The sequence below is a fragment of the Nocardia brasiliensis ATCC 700358 genome (assembly GCF_000250675.2).
Taxonomy (GTDB): domain Bacteria; phylum Actinomycetota; class Actinomycetes; order Mycobacteriales; family Mycobacteriaceae; genus Nocardia; species Nocardia brasiliensis_B.
The window spans coordinates 1-22,538 of sequence record NC_018681.1; the positions used below are offsets into that span (position 1 = coordinate 1).

The following is a 22,538-nucleotide window of genomic DNA, read 5'->3' on the forward strand; positions in this document are numbered from 1 at the left end:
ATGGACGACGAGCAGAACGTGTTGGCCACGGTGTGGCCCGAGGTAGTTGCCGAGCTGACCACTGGCTCACCGGACGGCGCCATTCCGCCGGTGACCCGAGCCCAGCAGGCCTGGCTGAAACTGGTCAAGCCGCTGACGGTGGCGCAGGGTTTCGCCCTGCTCTCGGTACCTTCCTCGCTGGCTCAGGAAGCCATCGAACGCGATCTGCGCGAACCGATCCTGCGGTCGCTGGCCCGGCGACTCGGCCCGCAGGTGGAAGGACTCGGCGTGCGCATCGCCGCGCCGACCGCCCCGGCCGCCGACCGCGCGGGCAGCAACCCCCGGCACGCCAGGATGACGAGCCGACCGGAACGGGCCAGGGACAACGGTCCCCGCGACAACGGCCCGCTCGACAACGGACGCAGGGACAACGGCCCCAGGGAAAACGGGCATTCCCAACCGGGCTACCCCGGCACCGACTACCAGGGACGCGACGAGTACCCGGCCCCGCGCTACGCCCAGCCGAACGACTACGCCCCCGAGTACGCGGGCGGCGCCGAGTACACCGATACCGAGTACGCGCCCGAGTATCCGCCCGCCGCCGAGTACGACCGGCCGGACTATCCCCGCGACAACTACCAGGGCCAGGACGACTACCCGGCGCACACCGAGTTGCCGCCGCGGCGCGAACCCGCGCCCGCCGCCCGCCGGGAACCGGGACTGCCGCCGCGGCGCGAGTCCATCCCGCCCGGCCAGGAGTCCCTGTTCACTCCCGATCCCGGTCCCGCCACGATGCGCGGCCCGGTGCGCGCGCCGGTGCGGGAGGCGGCACCGGCCGAGGATCCCGGCCTGGCGGCCGCGCACGAGTCGGTGCGCGAATCCGACAACCCCCGCGCCGAGCACGACGACGAGCCGGTGGTCAACGTGCGCAACTCCTGGCCGACCTACTTCACCAAGTCCCAGGAGACCTCGGCGCCCGCCACCTCGTCGGCCAGCCTCAACGCGAAGTACACCTTCGAAACGTTCGTCATCGGCGCGTCCAACCGGTTCGCGCACGCCGCCGCGGTCGCCATCGCGGAAGCGCCGGCCCGGGCCTACAACCCGCTGTTCGTTTGGGGCGCTTCGGGTTTGGGGAAAACGCACCTGCTACACGCGGCGGGCCACTACGCCCAGCGCCTGTTTCCCGGTATGCGGGTGAAGTACGTCTCGACCGAAGAGTTCACCAACGACTTCATCAACAGCCTGCGCGACGACCGCAAGGTAGCGTTCAAGCGCCGCTACCGCGAGACCGACATCCTGCTGGTCGACGACATCCAGTTCATCGAGGGCAAGGAAGGCATCCAGGAGGAGTTCTTCCACACCTTCAACACCCTGCACAACGCCAACAAGCAGATCGTCGTCTCCTCCGACCGCCCGCCCAAGCAGCTGGCCACGCTGGAAGAGCGGCTGCGGACCCGGTTCGAATGGGGCCTGATCACCGATGTGCAGCCGCCCGAACTGGAGACGCGCATCGCCATCCTGCGCAAGAAGGCCCGGATGGACCGGCTGGACGTGCCGCACGATGTGCTGGAACTGATCGCCAGCCGGGTCGAGCGCAACATCCGTGAGCTCGAGGGCGCGCTCATCCGGGTGACCGCGTTCGCCTCGCTCAACGGTCAGCCGCTGGATCTGCCGCTGGCCGAGGTGGTGCTGCGCGATCTGATGCCCGACACCGCGGCGCTGGAGATCAACGCGGCCACGATCATGGCGGTCACCGCCGAGTACTTCAACACCACGCTCGAGGAGCTGACCGGCCCGGGCAAGGCCCGTCCGCTCGCGCAGGCGCGCCAGATCGCCATGTACCTGTGCCGTGAACTGACCGACCTCTCGCTGCCCAAGATCGGTCAGGCGTTCGGCCGCGACCACACCACGGTGATGTACGCGGAGAAGAAGGTTCGCAAGGAGATGACCGAGCGGCGCCGCGTCTACGACCAGGTGCAGGAACTGACCGCGCGGATCAAACAACGCTCCCGCTAAAGTATCCACAGTCTCTTCGGCCGGATCAGCTCGCTGAGTTTTACTAACACCTGTGCACCGTCCCTGACCTGGGGCGGTGCACTTTTTTGCCCTGTGGATTCCTCGAGGAATCCTTGTGGAGTCCTCGAGGAATCCACCGGTTTGTGCACCGATCGGCTAACAGGTCTGGGGATGGGCATCGCGGCGTCCGCTAACAGGGCTCGATCCACAGTTTCCCCAACCGATCTTGCGCACAGGGGCTGACCAGCCAAGAGGCCCGTATCGGGTTGTGGAATCCTCGAGGAGTCCATGTGGAGTCCTCGAGGATTCCTCGAGTTGTCCACTCCTCGGTACACACGTGTGAACAACCGGGTGAATTCGGTGGAACAACTCGAGGAGCACTCGAGGATGAATGTGGGACAACTTCGGAACTCCACAGACGCCGCTCGTTCATCCTCGAGACACGCACCGGTCATCCCCATGGCACCACGCCCGCTGACCAGCAGATTCGGCGTCAGTGCACAGATTCCACAGTGCCTACTACTACTTCAGTTCTTCTTCTAGAAGAACTCTCTTGAAAACAGGCTGTGTGGAAAGTCGGTTGGGGAGCTGCGGTCCGCGAGTGCTCCCGTCCCCAGGCAAGGAGAAGGGGAGTGGATCCCTCATCGACCCATCCCTGCCCTACACCTATGCATCGCTCACCGACCCGAATCTGCGACACCCCCTTCGCGACAGTTCCTACTCGCACCCACCGACAAGTTCTCGACACACAGCGCGCAGGCGCCCGGAGGGTCGGACTAGGCCACGGGCGCAGTCGCGGGTACGGTTTGGTGTCGGTCGCCTGTGCCACACTTTTGATGGCGGCCGATCCAGCACCCTTCGCGAACCAAACGCTGATCGAGCCGAAAGGCTTGGAGGGACCAATGTCCGGCCACTGCACAACAGCTCACGGAACTGGGAGAGGACTGATCGGGCGATGGAGCTTGCAAGCATGAAGTTTCGGGTCGCCCGTGAGGACTTCGCGGAATCCGTTGCCTGGGTGGCACGTAGCCTCCCGTCCCGGCCTCCCGTCCCGGTGCTCGGCGGCGTCCTGCTCGTCGCCGACGACAGCGGGCTCACCGTCTCCGGCTTCGACTACGAGGTCTCCGCGCAGATGCGCGTCGCGGCCGAGGTCGCCGGTCCCGGCGAGGTCCTGGTGTCCGGCCGGCTGCTCGCCGACATCACCAAGGCGTTGTCGAACAAGCCGGTCGACGTATCCGTCGACGGCACCCGGGTGCTGATCTCCTGTGGCAGCGCGAAGTTCTCGCTGCCGACCATGCCGGTCGAGGACTATCCCCAGCTTCCCGAGGTCCCGCAGCAAACCGGTGAACTCGCTGTGGATGTCTTCGCGAGCGCGGTCGGCCAGGTCGCCGTCGCCGCGGGCCGCGACGACACGCTGCCCATGCTCACCGGTATCCGCGTCGAGATCGAGGGCGACAAGGTGGTGCTCGCGGCCACCGACCGCTTCCGGCTCGCGGTGCGCCACATCGAGTGGAAGCCCGCCAACGCCGATATCGAGACCGCGGTGCTCATCCCGGCCAGGACGCTGTCCGAGGCCGCCAAGACCCTCGGGGCCTCCGATGCCCCGGTGCAGCTGTCGCTGGGCACCGGCGCGGGCTCGGACGGGCTGCTCGGCATCGTGAACGCGGGTCGCCGCACCACCACCCGCCTGCTCGACGCGGAATTCCCCAAGTTCCGTCAGCTGCTGCCGAAGGAACACACCTCCATCGCCACCCTCCAGGTGTCGGTGCTGACCGAGGCGATCAAGCGTGTCGCCCTGGTCGCCGAGCGGGGCGCGCAGGTGCGGCTGGAGTTCTCCACAGAGGGCCTGCAACTGTCCGCCGGTGGTGACGACGCGGGCCGCGCCGAGGAATGGCTGGAGGCCGACTTCCGCGGCGAATCCCTGACCATCGCGTTCAACCCGGGCTACCTCATCGACGGCCTGTCCGCGCTGCACGCCGACCGGGTGACGTTCGGGTTCACCACGCCCAGCCGTCCCGCGGTGCTGCTGCCCGCTTCCGAGGAGGAGCCGCAGGCCCTCGATTCGGGTGCGTTCGCGGCGCTGGACAGCCCGTACATCTACCTGTTGATGCCGGTCCGGCTGCCGGGCTGAGCGCAGGTGCGTGATCGCGAACCGGGTTCGGCCGTCTGTGCTCGTCAGTTCCCTCGGCGGCCGACCCTCGGCGGCCGCGGTCGTTGGCAGCCATCCCCAGGCACGGTCGCCCCGGTAGCGCGACTGCGGGATTCGCCGGACCGAGGGTGGGCGAGAACACAATTCATCCACAGGCTCGCGCGACGCTGTGGATGGCCAGCAAACACCCCGGCACCTGCGCCGATGCGGGTCGCGCAGGTCGAATCTGCCGAACTCGTGCAGGCAGGAGCCAGATAGCGGATGTTCGTTCGAACGCTGTCCCTGCGTGACTTCCGTTCCTGGCATCATGCAGAACTCGAATTATCCCCAGGCCGAACGGTTTTCTTGGGATCGAACGGCAACGGCAAGACGAACCTGATCGAGGCGCTCGGCTACCTTGCCACCCTCGGGTCGCATCGGGTCGCCGCCGACGCGCCGCTGATCAGGATCGGCACCGAACGGGCCCGGATCGGCGCCTCCGTCGTCAACACCGGCCGGGAACTGCGCATCGACGTCGAGCTGAACCAGGGCACGGCCAATCGCGCGCAGATCAACCGGTCACCGGTGCGGCGTACCCGCGAGATCCTCGGCATCCTGCAGACCGTGCTGTTCGCGCCCGAGGACCTCGCCCTGGTCCGGGGCGACCCGGGCGAACGCCGCCGGTTCATGGACGAGTTGTGCACCACCCGACTGCCCCGGCTGGCCGCGGTGCGCAGCGATTACGACCGCGTGCTGCGGCAACGTTCCGCGCTGCTGAAATCCGCTGGGCGGCAAGCCCGGTCGAAGGCGGATCTGGGCACCTTGGATGTGTGGGACGGGCACCTGGCCACCCACGCGTCGGTGCTGCTGGCGCACCGGCTGCAGCTGGTGCACGAGCTGTATCCGTACCTCGCGACGTCGTACGCCTCGATCGCGCCCGAATCCCGGCCCGCCACAATCGGTTACCGCAGTGCCAGCCTGCCGCCCGAATTCCTCGATCCGGCAAGGGAACCCCAGCCCGACGACACCGAAGCGCTGGAAGCGGTGATGCTGCGTGAACTCGCGGCAGCCCGGCCCCGGGAGCTGGAACGTGGTGTGTGCCTGGTCGGTCCGCACCGCGACGAACTCGACCTGAATCTCGGCAGCGCGCCGGCCAAAGGGTTTGCCAGCCACGGCGAATCCTGGTCCTACGCGCTGGCACTGCGGCTCGCCGCGTTCGAGCTGTTGCGCGCCAACGGATCCGAGCCGGTGCTGCTGCTCGACGATGTGTTCGCCGAGCTGGACCGGCGGCGGCGTACCGCGCTCGCCGCGGTCGCGGCCGGCGCGGAGCAGGTGCTGATCACGGCCGCGGTGCCGGAGGACGTGCCTGCCGAACTCGCCGCGGTGCCGCTGCGGGTGGAGACGGACGGCGGGCCGGACGGGCGAACCTCCCAGATCGGCGAACCGGCCACACCCTCGCAGTGACAAGCACTTTCGTGCCCCGGTGGGCGCGCAAAGGCAAACACATTCGAATTTCTGCACAGGTTTTCCTGTTATCAACAGGCTCCTGTGGAGAACTCGCCGACCGGCACGTCCGCGTTCGTTCGACGATGTTCGCCGCACGGTCCGCGTCGGTGCCCTGTCGTAGAGTGACTCAGGCCGTGACCGACGAGAGTGTGAGGAGCCTTGGTGACCGATCAGCAGCAACCGGGCGCCGAACCGGCAGGTCCAGAGCCGGAGCTACGCGGTATCGATCTGGCCAGGCGCGCACTCGAGGAGGCCCGCGCGGCCGCGAAGGCGAGCGGTAAATCCGTCGGGCAGGGGCGTTCCTCGCCGCAGCGCCGCCTCCGCGCCGGTACCCGGCGCCGGTCCGGCTGGTCGGGCGCGGGACCGGATCAGCGTGATCCACAGACCTTCGCGGCGCTGACCGGCGCCCTGGCCAAGAGCCGCGGCTGGTCGGCCAAGGTCGCCGAGGGCATGGTGTTCGGGCGCTGGGCGGGGGTGGTCGGCGAGGACATCGCCGCGCACGCCACGCCGATCACCCTGAAGGACAACGTGCTGAGCATCGCCGCCGAATCGACCGCCTGGGCGACGCAGTTGCGCATGTTGCAGAGCCAGATCCTGGCGAAGATCAATGCCGCGGTCGGCCCCGGCGTGGTGACCTCGCTGAAGATCACCGGCCCCGCGGCGCCGAGTTGGCGCAAGGGGGAGCGACATATCAAGGGCCGCGGCCCGCGCGACACCTACGGATAGCCCACCGCGTTCCACGTGAAACGGTGCCGGATCGCGCGCCGGGACAACCGATTTCGTCAATGTGACGGAAGTTGGCCGAGTCCGGCGAACAGCGGGCGGTACGGACTAGGCTTTACCTGTCGTACCCGCTCACGGGTTCCACACGGGGGTTTCCGCAGCATCGTGGTCCGGACCGGTAACCCGTCGGCTACCGTCGACGGCCCGGAAACCGGCGGTGCGCCGAGGCGGTGGCCGGGGCGGTTCGGTGGGTACCGGACGAGCACCGTCCGATTGCTCCCAGAGCCGAGCGAAAGCGTTAAAAGGCGGAACAGACTCGCGGCGGTCCGATTTCTCGCATTCACGGAGCTGTCAGGGGTGTCGTAGGTGCGTTGTAGGTTGGCTGTACCAGTAGGATGGTGACGTAACTAGCGGCGATCACCTTCGGCGCGTTCCGTACAGCTCACGTGGCCCCACATTTCCCCAGTGGAATGGCCAGGGACCACCGTGTGCTGTGCAGTGCCTCGCCAGGAGGATCAGCAAGTAAGGAGAGCTACCGACCAGTGGCTGCCAACGACTCCAACGCATCGGGCTCGACCAACGCTAACTCGGGCAAGGCGGATTACGGCGCCTCGTCCATCACGGTCCTCGAAGGACTCGAGGCGGTCCGCAAGCGTCCCGGCATGTACATCGGTTCCACCGGTGAGCGTGGTCTGCACCACCTGATCTGGGAGGTTGTCGACAACTCGGTCGACGAGGCGATGGCCGGGTACGCGTCCAAGGTCGAGGTGACCCTGCTCGCCGATGGCGGCGTCGAGGTGGTCGACGACGGCCGCGGTATCCCGGTGGCGATGCACGCTCAGGGCGTCCCGACCATCGAAGTGGTCATGACCCAGCTGCACGCCGGCGGCAAGTTCGACTCCGATTCCTACGCGGTGTCCGGTGGTCTGCACGGCGTCGGTATCTCCGTGGTGAACGCGCTGTCCTCCCGGCTCGAGGCGGAGATCGACCGCGACGGTTACCACTGGAGCCAGTCGTACAAGGACTCGATCCCCGGCAAGCTGGTGCAAGGCGATGCGTCCAAGCAGACCGGCACCACGATCCGCTTCTGGGCCGACCCGGAGATCTTCGAGACCACGACCTACAACTTCGAGACGGTCGCGCGCCGCCTGCAGGAGATGGCGTTCCTGAACAAGGGACTCACCATCACCCTCACCGACGAGCGGGTCAGCGAGTCCGAGATCACCGACGACGTGGTCAGCGAGACCGCGGAGGCGCCCAAGCACGCGGAGGCCGACGCCGAAGCGGCACCGGTCGAGCACAAGGTCAAGACGCGGACCTACCACTATCCGGGTGGTCTGGAGGACTTCGTCCGCCACATCAACCGCACCAAGCAGCCGATCCACAACTCCGTCGTCGGGTTCACCGGCAAGGGCACCGGCCACGAGCTCGAGGTCGCCATGCAGTGGAACTCCGGCTATTCGGAGTCGGTGCACACCTTCGCGAACACCATCAACACCCACGAGGGCGGCACGCACGAGGAGGGCTTCCGCGCGGCGCTGACCACGGTGGTCAACAAGTACGCCAAAGACAAGAAGCTGATCAAGGAGAAGGACGGCAACCTCACCGGTGACGACATCCGCGAGGGCCTGGCCGCGATCGTCAGCGTGAAGGTCTCCGAGCCGCAGTTCGAGGGCCAGACCAAGACCAAGCTGGGTAACACCGAGGTCAAGTCGTTCGTGCAGAAGGCGTGCAACGAGCACCTCACGCACTGGTTCGAGGCCAACCCGGCCGACGCGAAGACCATCGTGAACAAGGCGGTCTCCTCCGCGCAGGCCCGGGTCGCCGCGCGTAAGGCGCGAGAGTTGGTGCGCCGCAAGTCCGCCACCGATCTCGGCGGCCTGCCGGGCAAGCTGGCCGACTGCCGGTCCAAGGATCCGAGCAAGTCCGAGATCTACATCGTCGAGGGTGACTCCGCCGGCGGCTCGGCCAAATCCGGCCGTGACTCGATGTACCAGGCGATCCTGCCGCTGCGCGGAAAGATCATCAACGTCGAGAAGGCACGGATCGACCGAGTCCTCAAGAACAACGAGGTCCAGTCGATCATCACCGCCTTCGGCACCGGCATCCACGACGAGTTCGACATCGCCAAGCTGCGGTATCACAAGATCGTGCTGATGGCCGACGCCGACGTCGACGGCCAGCACATCGCGACGCTGCTGCTCACGCTGCTGTTCCGGTTCATGCGCCCGCTGGTCGAGCAGGGGCACGTGTATCTGGCGCAGCCGCCGCTGTACAAGCTCAAGTGGCAGCGCGCCGATCCCGAGTTCGCCTACTCCGACCGGGAACGCGACGGTCTGCTCGAGGCGGGTCTCGCGGCGGGCAAGAAGATCAACAAGGACGACGGCGTGCAGCGCTACAAGGGTCTGGGCGAGATGAACGCCAAGGAGCTGTGGGAAACCACCATGGACCCGTCGGTGCGCGTGCTCAAGCTGGTCACCCTGGACGACGCGGCCGCGGCCGACGAGCTGTTCAGCGTGCTGATGGGCGAGGACGTGGAGGCCCGCCGCAGCTTTATCACCCGTAATGCCAAGGACGTTCGCTTCCTCGACGTATAAGCCGGTGCGCTCGCCCGCCGGGTTCGCGCCCGCGCGGCACCGCAACCGCACCGCCCGCTAAGGAGACTTGATGACCGACACGACGCTGCCTCCGTTCGGAGGCACCGGCGGCGACCGGATCGACCCGGTCGACATCCAGCAGGAAATGCAGAACAGCTACATCGATTACGCGATGAGCGTGATCGTCGGCCGCGCGCTGCCCGAGGTGCGCGACGGCCTGAAGCCGGTGCACCGGCGCGTGCTGTACGCGATGTACGACAACGGATATCGGCCCGACCGCGGTTACGTGAAGTCCGCGCGCCCGGTCGCCGAGACCATGGGTAACTACCACCCGCACGGTGACGCGTCGATCTACGACACCCTCGTGCGCATGGCGCAGCCGTGGTCGCTGCGCTACCCGCTGGTCGACGGCCAGGGCAACTTCGGCTCGCGCGGTAACGACGGCGCGGCCGCCATGCGCTACACCGAGTGCCGGCTGACCCCGCTCGCGATGGAGATGCTGCGCGAAATCGACCACGAGACGGTCGATTTCATCCCGAACTACGACGGTCGCTCGCAGGAGCCGACCGTGCTGCCGAGTCGGGTGCCCGCGCTGCTGATGAACGGCAGCAACGGCATCGCGGTCGGCATGGCGACCAACATCCCGCCGCACAACCTCACCGAACTGGCCGAGGCGATCTACTGGGCGCTGGACCACCACGACGCCGACGAAGAGTCGACGCTGGCCGCCTGCATGGAGCGGGTGAAGGGTCCGGACTTCCCCACCTACGGCCTCATCGTCGGTGGTCAGGGCATCCACGACGCCTACACCACCGGCCGCGGCTCGGTCCGGATGCGCGGCGTGGTCGAGATCGAGGAAGACAACAAGGGCCGGACCACGCTGGTCATCACCGAGTTGCCGTACCAGGTCAACACGGACAACTTCATCAACTCGATCGCCGAGCAGGTGCGCGACGGCAAGATCGCGGGCATCTCCGATATCCACGACGAGTCCTCCGACCGCGCGGGCATGCGGATCGTGGTCACGGTCAAGCGGGACGCGGTCGCCAAGGTCGTGCTGAACAACCTGTACAAGCACACCCAGCTGCAGACCAGCTTCGGCTGCAACATGCTGTCGATCGTCGACGGGGTGCCGCGCACGCTGCGGCTCGACCAGATGATCCGGCTGTACGTCAAGCACCAGTTGGACGTCATCGTCCGGCGCACCAAGTACTTGCTGCGCAAGGCCGAGGAGCGGGCCCACATCCTGCGCGGCCTGGTCAAGGCGCTCGACGCGCTCGACGAGGTCATCGCCCTGATCCGGCGCTCGGCCAACACCGACACCGCGCGTACCGGCCTGATGCAGTTGCTCGATATCGACGAGATCCAGGCCACCGCGATCCTCGACATGCAGCTGCGCCGCCTGTCGGCGTTGGAGCGGCAGAAGATCATCGACGAGTTGGCCAAGATCGAGCTCGAGATCGCCGACTTGAAAGACATCCTCGCCAAGGAAGAACGCCAGCGCGCGATCGTGCGCGACGAGCTGGCCGAGATCGTCGACAAGTACGGCGACGACCGGCGCACCCGGATCATCGCGGCCGACGGCGACGTCGCCGACGAGGACCTGATCGCCCGCGAGGACGTGGTCGTCACGATCACCGAGACCGGCTACGCCAAGCGCACCAAGACCGACCTCTACCGCAGCCAGAAGCGCGGCGGCAAGGGCGTGCAGGGTGCCGGGCTCAAGCAGGACGACCTGGTCAAGCACTTCTTCATCTCCTCGACCCACGACTGGCTGCTGTTCTTCACCAACAAGGGCCGGGTCTACCGCGCCAAGGCCTACGAGCTGCCCGAGGCCAACCGCACCGCGCGCGGCCAGCACGTGGCGAACCTGCTCGCCTTCCAGCCGGACGAGAAGATCGCCCAGATCATCCAGATCAAAAACTACGAAGTCGCTCCGTACCTGGTGCTCGCCACCAAGAATGGCCTCGTGAAGAAGTCGAAGCTGTCGGACTTCGATTCCAACCGCAGTGGCGGCATCGTCGCGGTGAACCTGCGCGACGAAGACGAACTGGTCGGCGCGGTGCTCTGCTCGGCCGACGACGACCTGCTGCTGGTCTCGGCGCTCGGCCAGTCGATCCGGTTCTCCGCGACCGACGAGGCGTTGCGCCCGATGGGCCGGGCCACCTCCGGCGTGCAGGGCATGCGGTTCAACGCCTCGGATGAACTCTTGTCGCTGAACGTGGTGCGACCGGATACATACCTGCTGGTCGCGACCGCCGGCGGCTACGCTAAACGGACTGCGATCGAGGAGTACACGGCACAGGGTCGCGGCGGTAAAGGTGTATTGACCGTCCAATACGACCCCAAGCGTGGCACCCTGGTCGGTGCGCTCATCGTCGAGGACGAGGATGAGTTGTACGCGATCACTTCCGGTGGTGGTGTCATCCGGACAGTGGCCAAGCAGGTTCGTAAGGCTGGACGACAGACCAAGGGCGTGCGATTGATGAACCTCGGCGAGGGCGATACGTTGCTTGCTATCGCGCGCAATGCCGACGAGCCCGATCCCGATCTGCACGCCGGCGGCGACAGCGACACCGGTTCTTCTGAGTAAACCAACAGCGGCGGCAACGAACGGATCTAAGGATTCCCATTGACCACTCCGAATCAGCCGAATGACGAGCGGCACCAGACGAACGGTGTGACCGAGCGGATCGCACCGTCACCGATTCCGCCGCGGCCGATCCCACGGCCGGTCTCCTCGGCAGAGAACGGGCAGCAGGGCGGCGGGCAGCCGAATGGCGGCCCGCCGAACGGCGGCCAACCGGGTGGTGCGCAGTCGCCGCAGGGCCAGCAGGGCGGGCAACCGCACGGTGGTCAGCCGGGCGGTGCGCGGCCGGGCGGGCCGCAAGCCGGTGGTCACCAGGGGGGCGGGCCGTCGACAGGCGGTCCGCAGGGCGGACAGCCCCGCGAAATGCACGACCAGCAAGGCGATTTCGCGAACAAGCAGTCCGGCCCCGAGCAGGTGCCCGGTCAAGGCGGCCAAGAAGCGTTCGACCAGACTGTCCGCATGAACAACTCTGAGTCCGGTGCACCCGAGTCCGGGGATCAGTCCGGCGGCAACGGCGGTGGCCAATCGTCGTTCCAGGAAGGGTGGTCGCAACTTCCGCAGCGGGAGCCGCAGTCCAACCTGTACCGGCCCGGCCAGGCACCGGTGACCGGACGCCCGAGCGGCTCCGGCGGCGGCGGCGGTCTCGGCGGTGGCGTCACCAACGCGCGCACCACCGCGGACCTCGCCGCCAAGGCGGCCCGCAAGGAAGCGGCGATGGTGAAGTCCGTCGGCATCGACGGACCCACCCGCAGCATCGCGCGCCCCGAACTGATCAAGGACATGCCCGACCTGTCCGAGATCCGGCACCCGCTGCCGCCGTCGGCGCCCGAGACCACCGGCCCGCAGACCCCGATCTCGCCCGCGGTGCCCGTCGCGGTCGCCGCCGCCGTCGCCACCGGCGAACCGCTGCGCGCCACCGTGCAGATCCGGCGCATCGACCCGTGGTCCACGCTGAAGATCTCGCTCGTCATCAGCGTCGCGATGTTCTTCGTGTGGATGCTCGCGGTCGGCCTGCTCTACATCGTGCTCGAAGGCATGGGCGTGTGGGAGCGGCTGAACAACACCTTCACCGACATGGTGTCCCAGGACAGCGGGTCGGTCGGCCTCATCGACGCGGGCACGGTCTTCGGCTACGCCGGCGTCATCGGCCTGATCAACGTCGTGCTGTTCACCGCACTCGGCACCGTGGGCACGTTCATCTACAACCAGTGCTGTGATCTAGTCGGCGGCATCCAGGTAACCCTGGCCGACCCCGACTAGGAACAGCTCTTGCCAGACGGCCGGTGCCGCCCACCCTGGGCAGCACCGGCCGTTTCCGTCGGCGGCCATGCCGATCTGCCCTGTGCGGAGCTTCTACCAGCCGTTTTGGATGGCATGGCCGGTGTTGTGTACTCTCTACACGTTGTCGCGAACTACGCGCCACAACAACATAAGGGCCTATAGCTCAGGCGGTTAGAGCGCTTCGCTGATAACGAAGAGGTCGGAGGTTCAAGTCCTCCTAGGCCCACCCTTCACTCACGGCTGGCTCATGCTCACTAAGAGCGTGAGCCGTTGTTCGTTTCGGAGTGTTTAGTGGGGGTGCAACCCCCACGCCCCGCCCGGGGGACTTCGCCCCCGGACCCCCAATCTGTGGTTGCGTTCGAATGGCTACTACGGCTTGCCGACCTCGACCGTCTGTTTTGACCGTGCCGACAGCGGGAAGGTACCGTTGCGGGGTCGATCGCCGCGTACACGGCAAGCGATATCCGGGGCCTTAGCTCAATTGGCAGAGCACTGCCTTTGCAAGGCAGGGGTTAGGGGTTCGATTCCCCTAGGCTCCACTCGTAGGCGGCCCATGCTCACACAGAGCGTGGGCCGTGCTCGTTCCGCGTATTTTGTGGGGGCGCAGCCCCACGCCCCGCCCGGCGGGCTTCGCCCCCGGACCCCTCCCTGGTTCACACCGTCGGGCTCGCCCTGCGGGCTTCGGGTGCCGATGTCCGCCGGTGCTCGCCCTGCGGCGGTTGATGACATCGTCGTCGTTGCGGACTCGCGATCGTGTCGATGATCCGCCGTGTTTGGTCAAAGGCGTCGACACGCGGTCGGCGAATGATGCCGCTAGGTCGCCACAGGGAGTTCGGTGTCCTCGATCGTGGCGACATGCAGGCGTGGCGACTTGAAACGGGTGCCGGTCGGCTTTCGAAAACTGTGCTGGCTCAAGGGGATCAGGGCTTTGCCGCGATCCAGTCGCGGAATGCGGTGATGAATTCTTCGGGGGCGTCGGACTCCACGTAGGTGCCGGCGCCCTTGACGATGACGGTTTTGTGGTCGGGGAAGGTGGTTTCCAGGCGTTCGCGTTCCTGGGGGCGGAAGGCGATGTCGGCGTCACCCCAGACGATCAGGGTCGGCAGGTGGGCGATGTTCGCGTGACCCGCCGCGAGTTCGGCGAAGAAGGCGCGGCTGGACAGGACGCTGCGCGGGAACACCGCGGTGGCCTTGCGGCGCTCCGGAGTGTTCATCGGTCGGCGGTAGTGGGCCATCTCGGCGGCTGTCGGCTTGCGCCGCTTGTGGCCCAGGGGAACGAACACGTTGACGACGAAGTTCAGGTGCCGGGCCAGGAAGCGGCCCGGGGGTCCGCCGAAGATGCGGGAGAAGTACTCGAAGTGGAAGACGCCGTTGACCGGCCAAGCCCAGGTGTTGGCGAGCACCAGCCGATCGAAGGCGCCCGGCCGTCGCTGCACTGCGGCCAGGCCGATCAGCCCGCCCCAGTCCTGCCCGACCAGGGTGACGCCGTCGAGGTCGAGTGCGTCCACGAACGCGGTGACCACGTCGGCGTGTTCCTCTGGCAGGAAGCCGTAACCGGGCTTCGCCGTGGACAATCCGAAGCCCGGGTAGTCGAGGGCGATGCACCGGAAGTCGGCGCGCAGGGCGCGGATCACTTCGCGCCAGAGGAACGACCAGGTCGGATTGCCGTGCAGGAGTAGCAGAGTGGGGCCCGACCCCTCGTCGACGTAATGCACGGTGTGCCCGTCGATCTGGACGAAACGGCTCTCGAACGGGAACAGGCTGTCGTCGACCCATGCTGGTCGCGCACTCTCGGTGATCTCGGCCATGGCGGCCCCCTCTAGTACTGCGGGCTCGCCCGATCGCTGGAGGTGGTCGGCGATCGGTGGAATCTGCTCATCGTGCGTCAACTCCTTCTCGGCCCCGCGCGCTATCGGGATCTGATCGACGGCCTGCCCGGCATCGCGACCAACCTGCTCGCGGACCGGCTGCGGGACCTGGAGACCGCGGGCGTGGTCGAGCGGCGACTGGCCGGTGCGGGCAATGTGGTGGAGTACGCCCTCACGCCGTGGGGTGCGGAGTTGCGTCAGCCGATCGAGGGCCTGATCCGCTGGTCCACTCCGTTGATGGTGCGCGGCCCCGGCGGCGATTCCTTCCGTCCCGAGTGGCTCGCCCTCGCCGTCCCGGCCCTGCTGGCAACCCGGGTCGAGCACGGTCACGCCGCGACGATCGGTCTCGAGATCGGCGGCGAGCTCTTTCGGCTCTGCGCGACGGGATCGGGCTTCGTGGTCGGGCTGCCCGACGGCGGCGACGTCGACGCCACGGTCCGTGCCGATCCGGCGGGTGTGCTCGGCCTGGCCGCGGGTGCGCTCACCCTGGACGACGCGCGCGCCCTCGGGCTGGTCGAAATCGACGGCGACGAGTCGGTCGTCCGGGCGGTCTTCGCCGCCTGACCGGCATGCCGACGACAGTCGGCGAGCCCTGCCTGGACGGCGCGGAGCCGACTCGCGCGTTCGCGACCGCGCGGCGCGGCCAGCACCAAGATCGTTCCGGCGGAACGGAAATCGGCGCAGCTGACGCACCGGGACCTGGTTGTCCGCCGGAACCAACCAGTAGGGTGGGAGGCATGAAGATTCTGGTCGTCGTGGGTGCTGTGGTCGCTGTTCTCGTCGGTATCTCGAAGTTGCGCCGGCGCAGCGACGCGGACATGTGGCACGAGGTCACCACCCGCTGATTTCCACCCGCTCGACCTCTCGAACACGAGTTCGACTCGAGGTAGGGTCTGGGCCGTGCCTCCACTTTCGCGCCGGGACCGGGCCAGGATCAATCTCGAACAGGTTCGGGAACAGCTGCTGGACGCGGCGGCCTTCGGTAAATACCTTCCGCCGGAGCAGCTGGAGCACGCGGCGGGAAAGATCGCCGAGGGGTTACGCGTCTACACCGAGCTGACGCGGGACCGGGACTAGCCCGGCAGGCTCACAGCTCGACCGCGGCGGCCGCCAGCCGGGCTCGCACCTCGGCGTCGGGCCAGTGCCGGATCTCGTAGCGGCGCGGGGCGAGATCGGGGATCGGGGTGAGACCGACGATGTCGACGACCGTGGCGAACGGGACGGTGAACAGCACCGACTTCTCGCCGTTGTCCTCGACGCAGAACATCACGTAGTCGGCTTCCGGCAGGAAGTAGTCGACACCCTCGCCCCAGATGGTGACCGTGTAGGGACCGCTGTCGGCGCCGATGTACATGACGGAACCGACATAGGCGCTCTCGAGCTCGCCGTTGCCGGTCTCGAGGACGAGGTCGACCTCGAGCCGCTCGTTCAGGACGCGACCCTGAGCCTCGTACTCGGTCAGCGCCAAACCGCAGCGGGCGCGCTGGACGAAGGGCAGATGCCGGTGGCGGGGCGAGCGGTCGAGCGGGATCACGGTGCCGTCGTCGTCGACCGTGTACCCCTGCGGTGAGATCTGGCGGACCGCCTCGCGGTACTGCTTCTCGACGTATTCGTAGAGGGGGCCGAGGTCGTCGACGTCGGGGGCGATGATCAACGTGTCGACGTCGGGCAGGAACGCGATCGGCCGGTGCGCGCCGTCGCCGCAACCGGCGAGCCAGCCGGGGACCAGCGGCCAGGACGTGCAGTAGCCGTCGCCGTCGTCGCCGAAGAACAGCACGCCGGATTCCTGGAAACCACCGGAACCGACCTTGGCCGTGAGGTTTTCGCGAGCGGCGGCGAATACCTCGCCGGCCTCGACGCCCCACTCGGCGAGCATCACGCCGTTGACGATGGAACGCGAGTTCGGCAGGTCCACCGCGACGAGTTCGTTCAGGAACGGCAAAGCGGAGCGGGTGATCGGGTCCGTGTCGCGGCCGCTGGAGGTGCCGATCCCGAAGGTTTCCGAACGGAGGATGGGCAGCAACAACGACCGCACCTGCGGCCAACCGGGTATCGCCGCGGAATCGGCCGGGGTGGCGATGAAGCGGGCGATCCGGGTGGCGCGTTCGTCCTCGGGCAGGTCGTGCGCTTCTCGGAAGATGTTGCCCAGGAAGAGTTCCCACCCGCTCGACAGGCGAATGACGAACTCTTCCGGGTCGTATTCCGCCCCTTGCTCACCGGCGTCGGTCAGCTGCTGCAAGACGAGCGCCGCGAACTGGTCGGCATCGCTCCCGAGATTCTCCACGCGGCCACCATAACCGCGGTCTCCGGACAGTCGCACGGGAAAAGCGCCGGGCTCACTGCTCGGAGAGCGGGCCGTGCCGGTCGAGGTGCAGATAGGTGTAGCCGGTCACGACCAGGCATACGGCGGTGGCGGTGATCAGCATCGCCCAACCCGCGACCACCATGCTGAGCAGGCCACCGAGCAGCGCGCCGAACGCGAAACTCACATACAGCAGGAAGTAGCCGAGCCAGTCCGCGTAGTCGCCGCCGCTGATATGGCGTTCGATGCCCTGCGCCATTTTCACCAGCGTTCCGGTGACATAGCTCAGCGGCACCGACACTTCGCCGTCCTTCACGAACGAGGTGTTGAGCGCGCCGACACCGAACGCGACGAACAGGATCGGCACGAAGTCGATATCGGGCGCGTTCTGGATGCGGGCCAGGTCGATGATCGAGGCGGTGGCCAGGCTGAAGGTGGTCAGCAGCGTCGGGCCGTGCGGGTGCCCGGACCAGAAGTGCCGCCGGCACCAGGAGGCGACCACCACGCCGCCGACGAACGACGCGAGCAGGCAGGCCGCCGCGAGCGCCGTGTCCTTCTGGTCGTGGAAGTGCCCGAGGATGGCGCGTTCGGTGTTGCCGGTCATGAACGTGACGAAATAGCCCGCGGTATGCATGAACGCCGCGGCGCCGATCAAACCGGCCAATGCGGCCAGTACCCAGGACAATCTGGCCTCGTTGTCGAACAGTGCCCGCCTACGCTCTTCGTCCGGTACAGGCACAGCTCAGACTCCTTTTAGAGGCGGATGTGTCCCCATCAGTGATACCTGCTCCGCGCCGGGGCGCGCAGCTGTGGCGCGGCGAGTTGCCGGGAGATCACTCACGGCTATGCACTGTGGCTTTCACTGCGCCGATCGGTATACCGGCGGTAACCCAGTGTCGCGAAAGTGCCGTCTTCCGTGTTCAAAGCCGGTGACGCATGATGTTGTCAGTTACAAGAAGTAACCAAGAAGCCGGTCGGAGGCAGCGACGACAGCTCGTGCGCGCGAACCGGCCGGTGTGACCGGTAGCACGCAAGATCGCACGGCGGGAGCCTCGGCATGACCAGCACAGTGACCTCGTTCGCGGACCTCGAAGCCGAGTTCGACGACTTCGTCGGCCGCATCGGCTACGCCACCATGGTGACCGTGGACCGGCGGAACCGGCCGCGCACTCGCGTGCTGATTCCCATTTGGGAGAACGTGGACGGCGTCCCGGTGGGCTGGCTCGCGACCTACAAGACTCCGATCAAAGCCGCGCATATCGCGGCCAACCCGCACGTGAACTTCTCCTACTGGGCTCCGGGCAACAACTCGGTGGCGGTGGACGCGACCGCAGAGTGGATCGACGCGCCCGAGACCAGGCAGCGCGTCTGGCAGCTGTACCGGCAGACCAGTCCGCCCGGCGCCGGTTACGACCTCGGTCGGTTCTGGCGTTCGCCGCAGGATCCGAAGCTGCAGATCCTGCGCTTGGACCCGTGGCGGATCCAGGTGATCCGCGGGCGGGATCTGCGCAGCCGGATCTGGCAGGCGCCGGAACCGGTCGGGCGGGTCGCCGGCTGAACCGGCACGGAAAATCCACCTGTGCCGGTTACCGTGCACGAGTGGATTCCGTGCTCGATTTCCTGCTGACCGAACCGCTCGCCGCGACGCCGCTCGACGATGTCGGCGCGGCCTGGACCCGGCATCGGGTGGCGGCCAACCGTTTCGGCAAACCGGTCGATATCGCTGTCGCGGGCGGGTTCGGCGCCGACCGCCTCGGTTATGCGTTCCTGTCCGGATATCAGGAGGCGGTGCGCACCCTCATTCCCGGCCTGGCCGATGACGAGCTGGTCGCGCTGTGCGCGACGGAGGCGGGCGGCGGGCATCCCGCGGCGATCGAGACGACGGTGACCGAGGCGCACGGCGAAGTCCGGCTCAACGGCACGAAAACCTTTGCGACACTGGGCATGCTGGCGCAGCGGCTGGTGGTGATCGCCAGTGCGGGGGCGGGCCCGGACGGCCGGAATCACTTGCGCGCCACCACAGTCGAGCTGCCGCAGCCCGGCGTGCAGCTGACCGCCCTGCCCACGACCGCGTTCGCGCCGGAGATCCCGCACGCGATGGTCATCCTGACCGATGTCGCGGCCACGGTGCTGCCCGGTGACGGCTACCTGGACTACCTCAAGCCGTTCCGCACCATCGAGGACATCCACGTGCTCGCGGCCACGCTCGGCTGGCTGGTGCGGGTGGCGCGGGCCTCGGCGTGGCCGGAATCGGTGCTCGAGCGACTCCTGACCGGCGTCGCGGCGGTGCGCGGGCTGGATATCGACGCGCCTGGCTCGCCCGGTGTGCACATCGCGCTCGGTGGCGTGTTCGAGTTCGTCCAGCGGCTGTCGGCCGAACTGGATTCGCTGTGGGGGTCGGCGGATTCGCTGACCCGGGAGCGGTGGGAGCGGGATCGTCCGTTGCTCGGGGTCGCCGGGCGGGTCCGCGAGCAGCGACTGGCAACGGCTTGGCGATCGGTATCGCCGGGCGCTGAGCAAGCCGGCTGACCCGGTCCAGAAATGGGGAGCGGGCCTCGGCGAAGGGGGGAGTTAGCCGAGGCCCGCGTAAGGTCGGCCCGGGGGGAGGGGCCGACGTGAATGATCCTACGCGATGATTCGCGATTGTGTGCGCGTGGGGAGCGCCACTTTCTCGAGTTTTTCCGGGTCCGCGATCTTTCCCGTAGCCGGGGGTCGTTTCGGTGGCGGAATCCGCGCGGAATCCGCTCGGCGGGGAGGTGGCCTGGTGTTTGCCAAAACCACTGTTGCGCAGGTCGATACCTACGTACTCCGCGGTGCGGCGCAGGGATGGGAGTCGGCGCGCTAAACATGCCGACCGGTCTCTGTGTGTCGAGAATCGCTGTCGGCATATGCGGTACACGCCGTGTCTGAGGGCGAATGTGTCACGTGTCGGGCCCGGCGGCGTGTCCGGACCGGCTCCGTGCGCGCGGCGACCATGCGTCCGCGATGCGCCGGTGCGTGGCCCGTGTCGGTCGGATGTTCAACTCGCCCGGTCGGTTTGGGGTCGAGGTCTGGCCGGTCGAGTAGCGCCCGAGGACGAATCGGGTAGTGCGCTACGCACGACGATGCGGGGTCCCGTGCGGGACTATTTATCCGGTCGCACTTCGATCCGGCACCCCCGAGCACCGCCTGGATCGAGGTGCGACCTTCGTTTGCCGAGGGTCGAGCCGATTCAGGTCTGGGCAACCGGGCAGGATCTCTGTACATTGTAGAGAGAAAGGGTGCCCGTCGACCTCGGGCAAGAGCATCACCGGCGGCGAGACTTTCCGCGACACGGGTGATGAACAAATCGGATGAACTTGTCGGTGGGTAGCGCAATACTGACACGGAATCGGCCAGCGACCCGATCACGCGAATTGGCCGGCGTCGGATCTACCGGCGTCGCGCAAATACATCCCATGAAAACTCACGAATCCCAGGAGAGTCATGCCCGACGCAATAGTCGCCGAGGGTCTGGTCAAACGATACGGCCGGCTGGTCGCGCTCGACGGACTCGATCTCACGGTCCCGGAGGGGACCGTCACCGCGCTGCTCGGCCCGAACGGTGCAGGTAAAACCACTACTGTCCGGGTGCTGAGCACACTGTTGATCCCGGACGCCGGTCGTGCCACCGTCGCGGGTATCGACGTGCTCGCCGATCCGCGCGCTTTGCGCTCCCGGATCGGCGCGTCCGGCCAATATGCCGCCGTCGACGAATATCTGACCGGCTTCGAGAATTTGGAAATGGTCGGCCGGCTGTATCACATGGGCGTGCAGCGCAGTAAGGAACGGGCGCGGGAACTGCTCGACCGTTTTCGGCTCAGCGATGCCGCCGACCGTCCGGTGAAAGGTTATTCCGGCGGTATGCGCCGGCGACTCGACCTGGCGGGGGCGCTGGTGGCCAACCCGCCGGTGCTGTTCCTCGACGAGCCGACCACCGGCCTCGATCCGCGCGCCCGGCTCGACCTCTGGGACGTGATCGAGGAGCTGGTGGCGGGCGGCACCACGCTGCTGCTCACCACGCAGTACATGGACGAGGCGGATCGGCTGGCCGACGCCATCGCGGTGATCGACCACGGCAAGGTCATCGCGCGCGGCACCGCCGACGAGCTCAAGACCATGGTCGGCGGCGACCGGATCGAGCTCACCGTCGACCACGTGGACAATCTCGGGGTCGCCACACAGGTGCTGAAAGGCTTGGCGGACGGGGAGATTCACGTCGAACCGGGGTTGCGCCGGATCACCGTGCCGGTGTCCGACGGGTCCCAGGCGCTGGTCGCGGCGATCAACAGGCTCGCCGAGAACGACGTGAAACTGCACGATGTCGGACTGCGCCGCCCCTCGCTCGACGATGTGTTCCTCACCCTCACCGGACACGAAGCCGAGGAACTCGTCAACGGCGAAGGCGCGGGCGAGCTCGAAACCACGGAAGGAAAGACACGATGACCGTGGCGATTCCGGTCGTCGACCGGCCCTCGATCGGGGCGAAGCTGGCCATAGTGGTCAGCGATAGCCTGACCATTGCCAAACGCGGCGTTATCAAGATCAAGCGAGTGCCCGACGTTTTGATCTTCTCGACCCTCTCGCCGATCATGTTCGTGCTGTTGTTCGCCTATATTTTCGGCGCGGCGATCGATGTGCCCGGCATGTCCGGCGGCTACCGGGAATTCCTGATCGCCGGCATTTTCGCGCAGACCGTGGTGTTCGGCGCCTCCTTCACCGGCGCCGCACTGGCCGAGGACATGCAGAAGGGCATCATCGACCGGTTCCGGTCCCTGCCCATGGCCCCCTCGGCCGTGCTGATCGGGCGCACGCTCAGCGACGTGGTGATCAACGTGGTCAGCCTGACCGTGATGTCGCTGACCGGGTTGGTGGTCGGCTGGCGGATCCGCGGTTCGTTCCTCGACGCGGTGCTGGCGTACGCGTTGCTGCTGCTGTTCGCCTACGCGGTGTCCTGGATCATGGCGGTGGTCGGGCTGCTGGTGCGCACGCCCGAGGTGTTCAACAACGCCAGCTTCATGGTGGTGTTCCCGCTGACCTTCATCGGCAACACCTTCGTGCCGAGCGAGAAGCTCCCGTCGGTGCTGCGGGTCGTCGCCGAGTGGAACCCGGTGTCCGCGTTGACCCAGGCGACGCGTGACCTGTTCGGCAACACCAGCCCGCTGGCACCCACCCCGGAGGCGTGGTCGCTGCGGCATCCGGTGGCGACCACGCTCGTCTGGGTGGTGGTGATCATGGTGGTGTTCGTGCCGTTGGCGATCCGGCAGTACAAGAAGGCCGTCAGTCGCTGATCAGCGTCCGTTCTCCGCGCCGGCGCCGGCCACCGGGGTCGGCGCGGAGCCGTTGCGGGAGTACCCGATCCGCGGCGGCTCCGGGGCGGGCACGGGCGGCTGCGGCCGCTTGCTGCGTATCAGCAAGGCCACGCCACCCGCGAGCGCGACGGCCGCCGCGACAATCAGCCGGTACCGGGTACGTGCGGATACATGTAGGCGCCCCAAGGTCATTGGCCCATGCTGGCACAACCGCGTAG

Annotated in this window: 18 protein-coding genes and 2 tRNA genes; 16 read left to right on the forward strand and 4 right to left on the reverse strand. The window is 67.2% G+C overall.

Annotated elements, in window-relative coordinates:
• From dnaA to O3I_RS00045, 9 genes are all read left to right on the forward strand, one after another.
• Complete coding sequence (dnaA, locus tag O3I_RS00005) at window positions 1-1,995, forward strand: chromosomal replication initiator protein DnaA (protein WP_014980828.1); 1,995 nt, start codon at window positions 1-3, stop codon at window positions 1,993-1,995.
• A gap of 955 nt (window positions 1,996-2,950) precedes the next feature.
• The gene (gene dnaN / locus O3I_RS00010) at window positions 2,951-4,126 is read left to right on the forward strand and encodes a DNA polymerase III subunit beta (protein WP_014980829.1); all 1,176 of its coding nucleotides are present in this window, start codon (window positions 2,951-2,953) and stop codon (window positions 4,124-4,126) included.
• A gap of 279 nt (window positions 4,127-4,405) precedes the next feature.
• Window positions 4,406-5,587: a DNA replication/repair protein RecF gene (gene recF / locus O3I_RS00015; RefSeq protein WP_014980830.1), complete on the forward strand. Its 1,182-nt coding sequence runs from the start codon at window positions 4,406-4,408 to the stop codon at window positions 5,585-5,587.
• Between the two features lie 201 nt (window positions 5,588-5,788).
• Complete coding sequence (locus O3I_RS00020) at window positions 5,789-6,355, forward strand: DUF721 family protein (protein WP_014980831.1); 567 nt, start codon at window positions 5,789-5,791, stop codon at window positions 6,353-6,355.
• Between the two features lie 539 nt (window positions 6,356-6,894).
• The gene (gene gyrB / locus O3I_RS00025) at window positions 6,895-8,949 is read left to right on the forward strand and encodes a DNA topoisomerase (ATP-hydrolyzing) subunit B (RefSeq protein WP_014980832.1); all 2,055 of its coding nucleotides are present in this window, start codon (window positions 6,895-6,897) and stop codon (window positions 8,947-8,949) included.
• Between the two features lie 70 nt (window positions 8,950-9,019).
• Entirely contained in the window at window positions 9,020-11,542 is a 2,523-nt protein-coding gene (gyrA, locus tag O3I_RS00030) for a DNA gyrase subunit A (RefSeq protein ID WP_014980833.1), read from the forward strand.
• A gap of 39 nt (window positions 11,543-11,581) precedes the next feature.
• Window positions 11,582-12,799, forward strand: coding sequence for a DUF3566 domain-containing protein (locus O3I_RS00035; RefSeq protein ID WP_041562310.1), 1,218 nt, complete (start codon window positions 11,582-11,584; stop codon window positions 12,797-12,799).
• A gap of 173 nt (window positions 12,800-12,972) precedes the next feature.
• Window positions 12,973-13,046 (forward strand) — tRNA-Ile (locus O3I_RS00040).
• 240 nt (window positions 13,047-13,286) lie between these two features.
• Window positions 13,287-13,359, forward strand: a tRNA-Ala gene (locus O3I_RS00045).
• A gap of 381 nt (window positions 13,360-13,740) precedes the next feature.
• Here the strand turns inward: O3I_RS00045 and O3I_RS00050 are convergent.
• Window positions 13,741-14,628, reverse strand: coding sequence for an alpha/beta fold hydrolase (locus O3I_RS00050; RefSeq protein WP_014980836.1), 888 nt, complete (start codon window positions 14,626-14,628; stop codon window positions 13,741-13,743).
• A gap of 72 nt (window positions 14,629-14,700) precedes the next feature.
• Between O3I_RS00050 and O3I_RS00055 the strand changes: the two genes are divergently transcribed.
• The 3 genes from O3I_RS00055 to O3I_RS45290 all read left to right on the forward strand — a co-directional run bounded on the left by O3I_RS00055 (window position 14,701) and on the right by O3I_RS45290 (window position 15,765).
• Window positions 14,701-15,252: a winged helix-turn-helix transcriptional regulator gene (locus O3I_RS00055; protein ID WP_237748225.1), complete on the forward strand. Its 552-nt coding sequence runs from the start codon at window positions 14,701-14,703 to the stop codon at window positions 15,250-15,252.
• A 173-nt stretch (window positions 15,253-15,425) separates the two neighbouring features.
• The gene (locus O3I_RS46170) at window positions 15,426-15,533 is read left to right on the forward strand and encodes a DLW-39 family protein (protein ID WP_014980838.1); all 108 of its coding nucleotides are present in this window, start codon (window positions 15,426-15,428) and stop codon (window positions 15,531-15,533) included.
• Window positions 15,534-15,588: 55 nt separating this feature from the next.
• Entirely contained in the window at window positions 15,589-15,765 is a 177-nt protein-coding gene (locus O3I_RS45290; RefSeq protein WP_167829091.1) for a DUF6374 family protein, read from the forward strand.
• Window positions 15,766-15,775: 10 nt separating this feature from the next.
• Here O3I_RS45290 and O3I_RS00060 read toward each other — a convergent pair whose 3' ends face one another.
• Both O3I_RS00060 and O3I_RS00065 read right to left on the reverse strand, forming a co-directional pair.
• Window positions 15,776-16,972, reverse strand: a complete 1,197-nt coding sequence (locus O3I_RS00060; protein ID WP_014980839.1) for a hypothetical protein — start codon at window positions 16,970-16,972, stop codon at window positions 15,776-15,778.
• Between the two features lie 52 nt (window positions 16,973-17,024).
• Window positions 17,025-17,729, reverse strand: coding sequence for a YoaK family protein (locus tag O3I_RS00065; protein WP_014980840.1), 705 nt, complete (start codon window positions 17,727-17,729; stop codon window positions 17,025-17,027).
• Between the two features lie 318 nt (window positions 17,730-18,047).
• Between O3I_RS00065 and O3I_RS00070 the strand changes: the two genes are divergently transcribed.
• The 4 genes from O3I_RS00070 (at window position 18,048) to O3I_RS00085 (ending at window position 22,299) form a co-directional block, all read left to right on the forward strand.
• On the forward strand, window positions 18,048-18,548 hold the full coding sequence (locus O3I_RS00070) for a pyridoxamine 5'-phosphate oxidase family protein (protein WP_014980841.1): 501 nt from the start codon (window positions 18,048-18,050) through the stop codon (window positions 18,546-18,548).
• Window positions 18,549-18,589: 41 nt separating this feature from the next.
• Window positions 18,590-19,519 carry an acyl-CoA dehydrogenase family protein gene (locus O3I_RS00075; RefSeq protein ID WP_014980842.1) on the forward strand — a complete coding sequence of 310 codons (930 nt, stop codon included), beginning with the start codon at window positions 18,590-18,592 and terminating at the stop codon, window positions 19,517-19,519.
• 936 nt (window positions 19,520-20,455) lie between these two features.
• Entirely contained in the window at window positions 20,456-21,454 is a 999-nt protein-coding gene (locus O3I_RS00080) for a daunorubicin resistance protein DrrA family ABC transporter ATP-binding protein (protein WP_014980843.1), read from the forward strand.
• Entirely contained in the window at window positions 21,451-22,299 is an 849-nt protein-coding gene (locus O3I_RS00085) for an ABC transporter permease (RefSeq protein ID WP_014980844.1), read from the forward strand. Before O3I_RS00080 ends, O3I_RS00085 begins: the two co-directional genes overlap by 4 nt.
• Here O3I_RS00085 and O3I_RS00090 read toward each other — a convergent pair whose 3' ends face one another.
• A complete protein-coding gene (locus tag O3I_RS00090) occupies window positions 22,300-22,512 on the reverse strand; it encodes a hypothetical protein (RefSeq protein ID WP_014980845.1) in 213 nt (70 codons plus the stop codon).
• Between the last annotated feature and the right edge of the window lie 26 nt (window positions 22,513-22,538).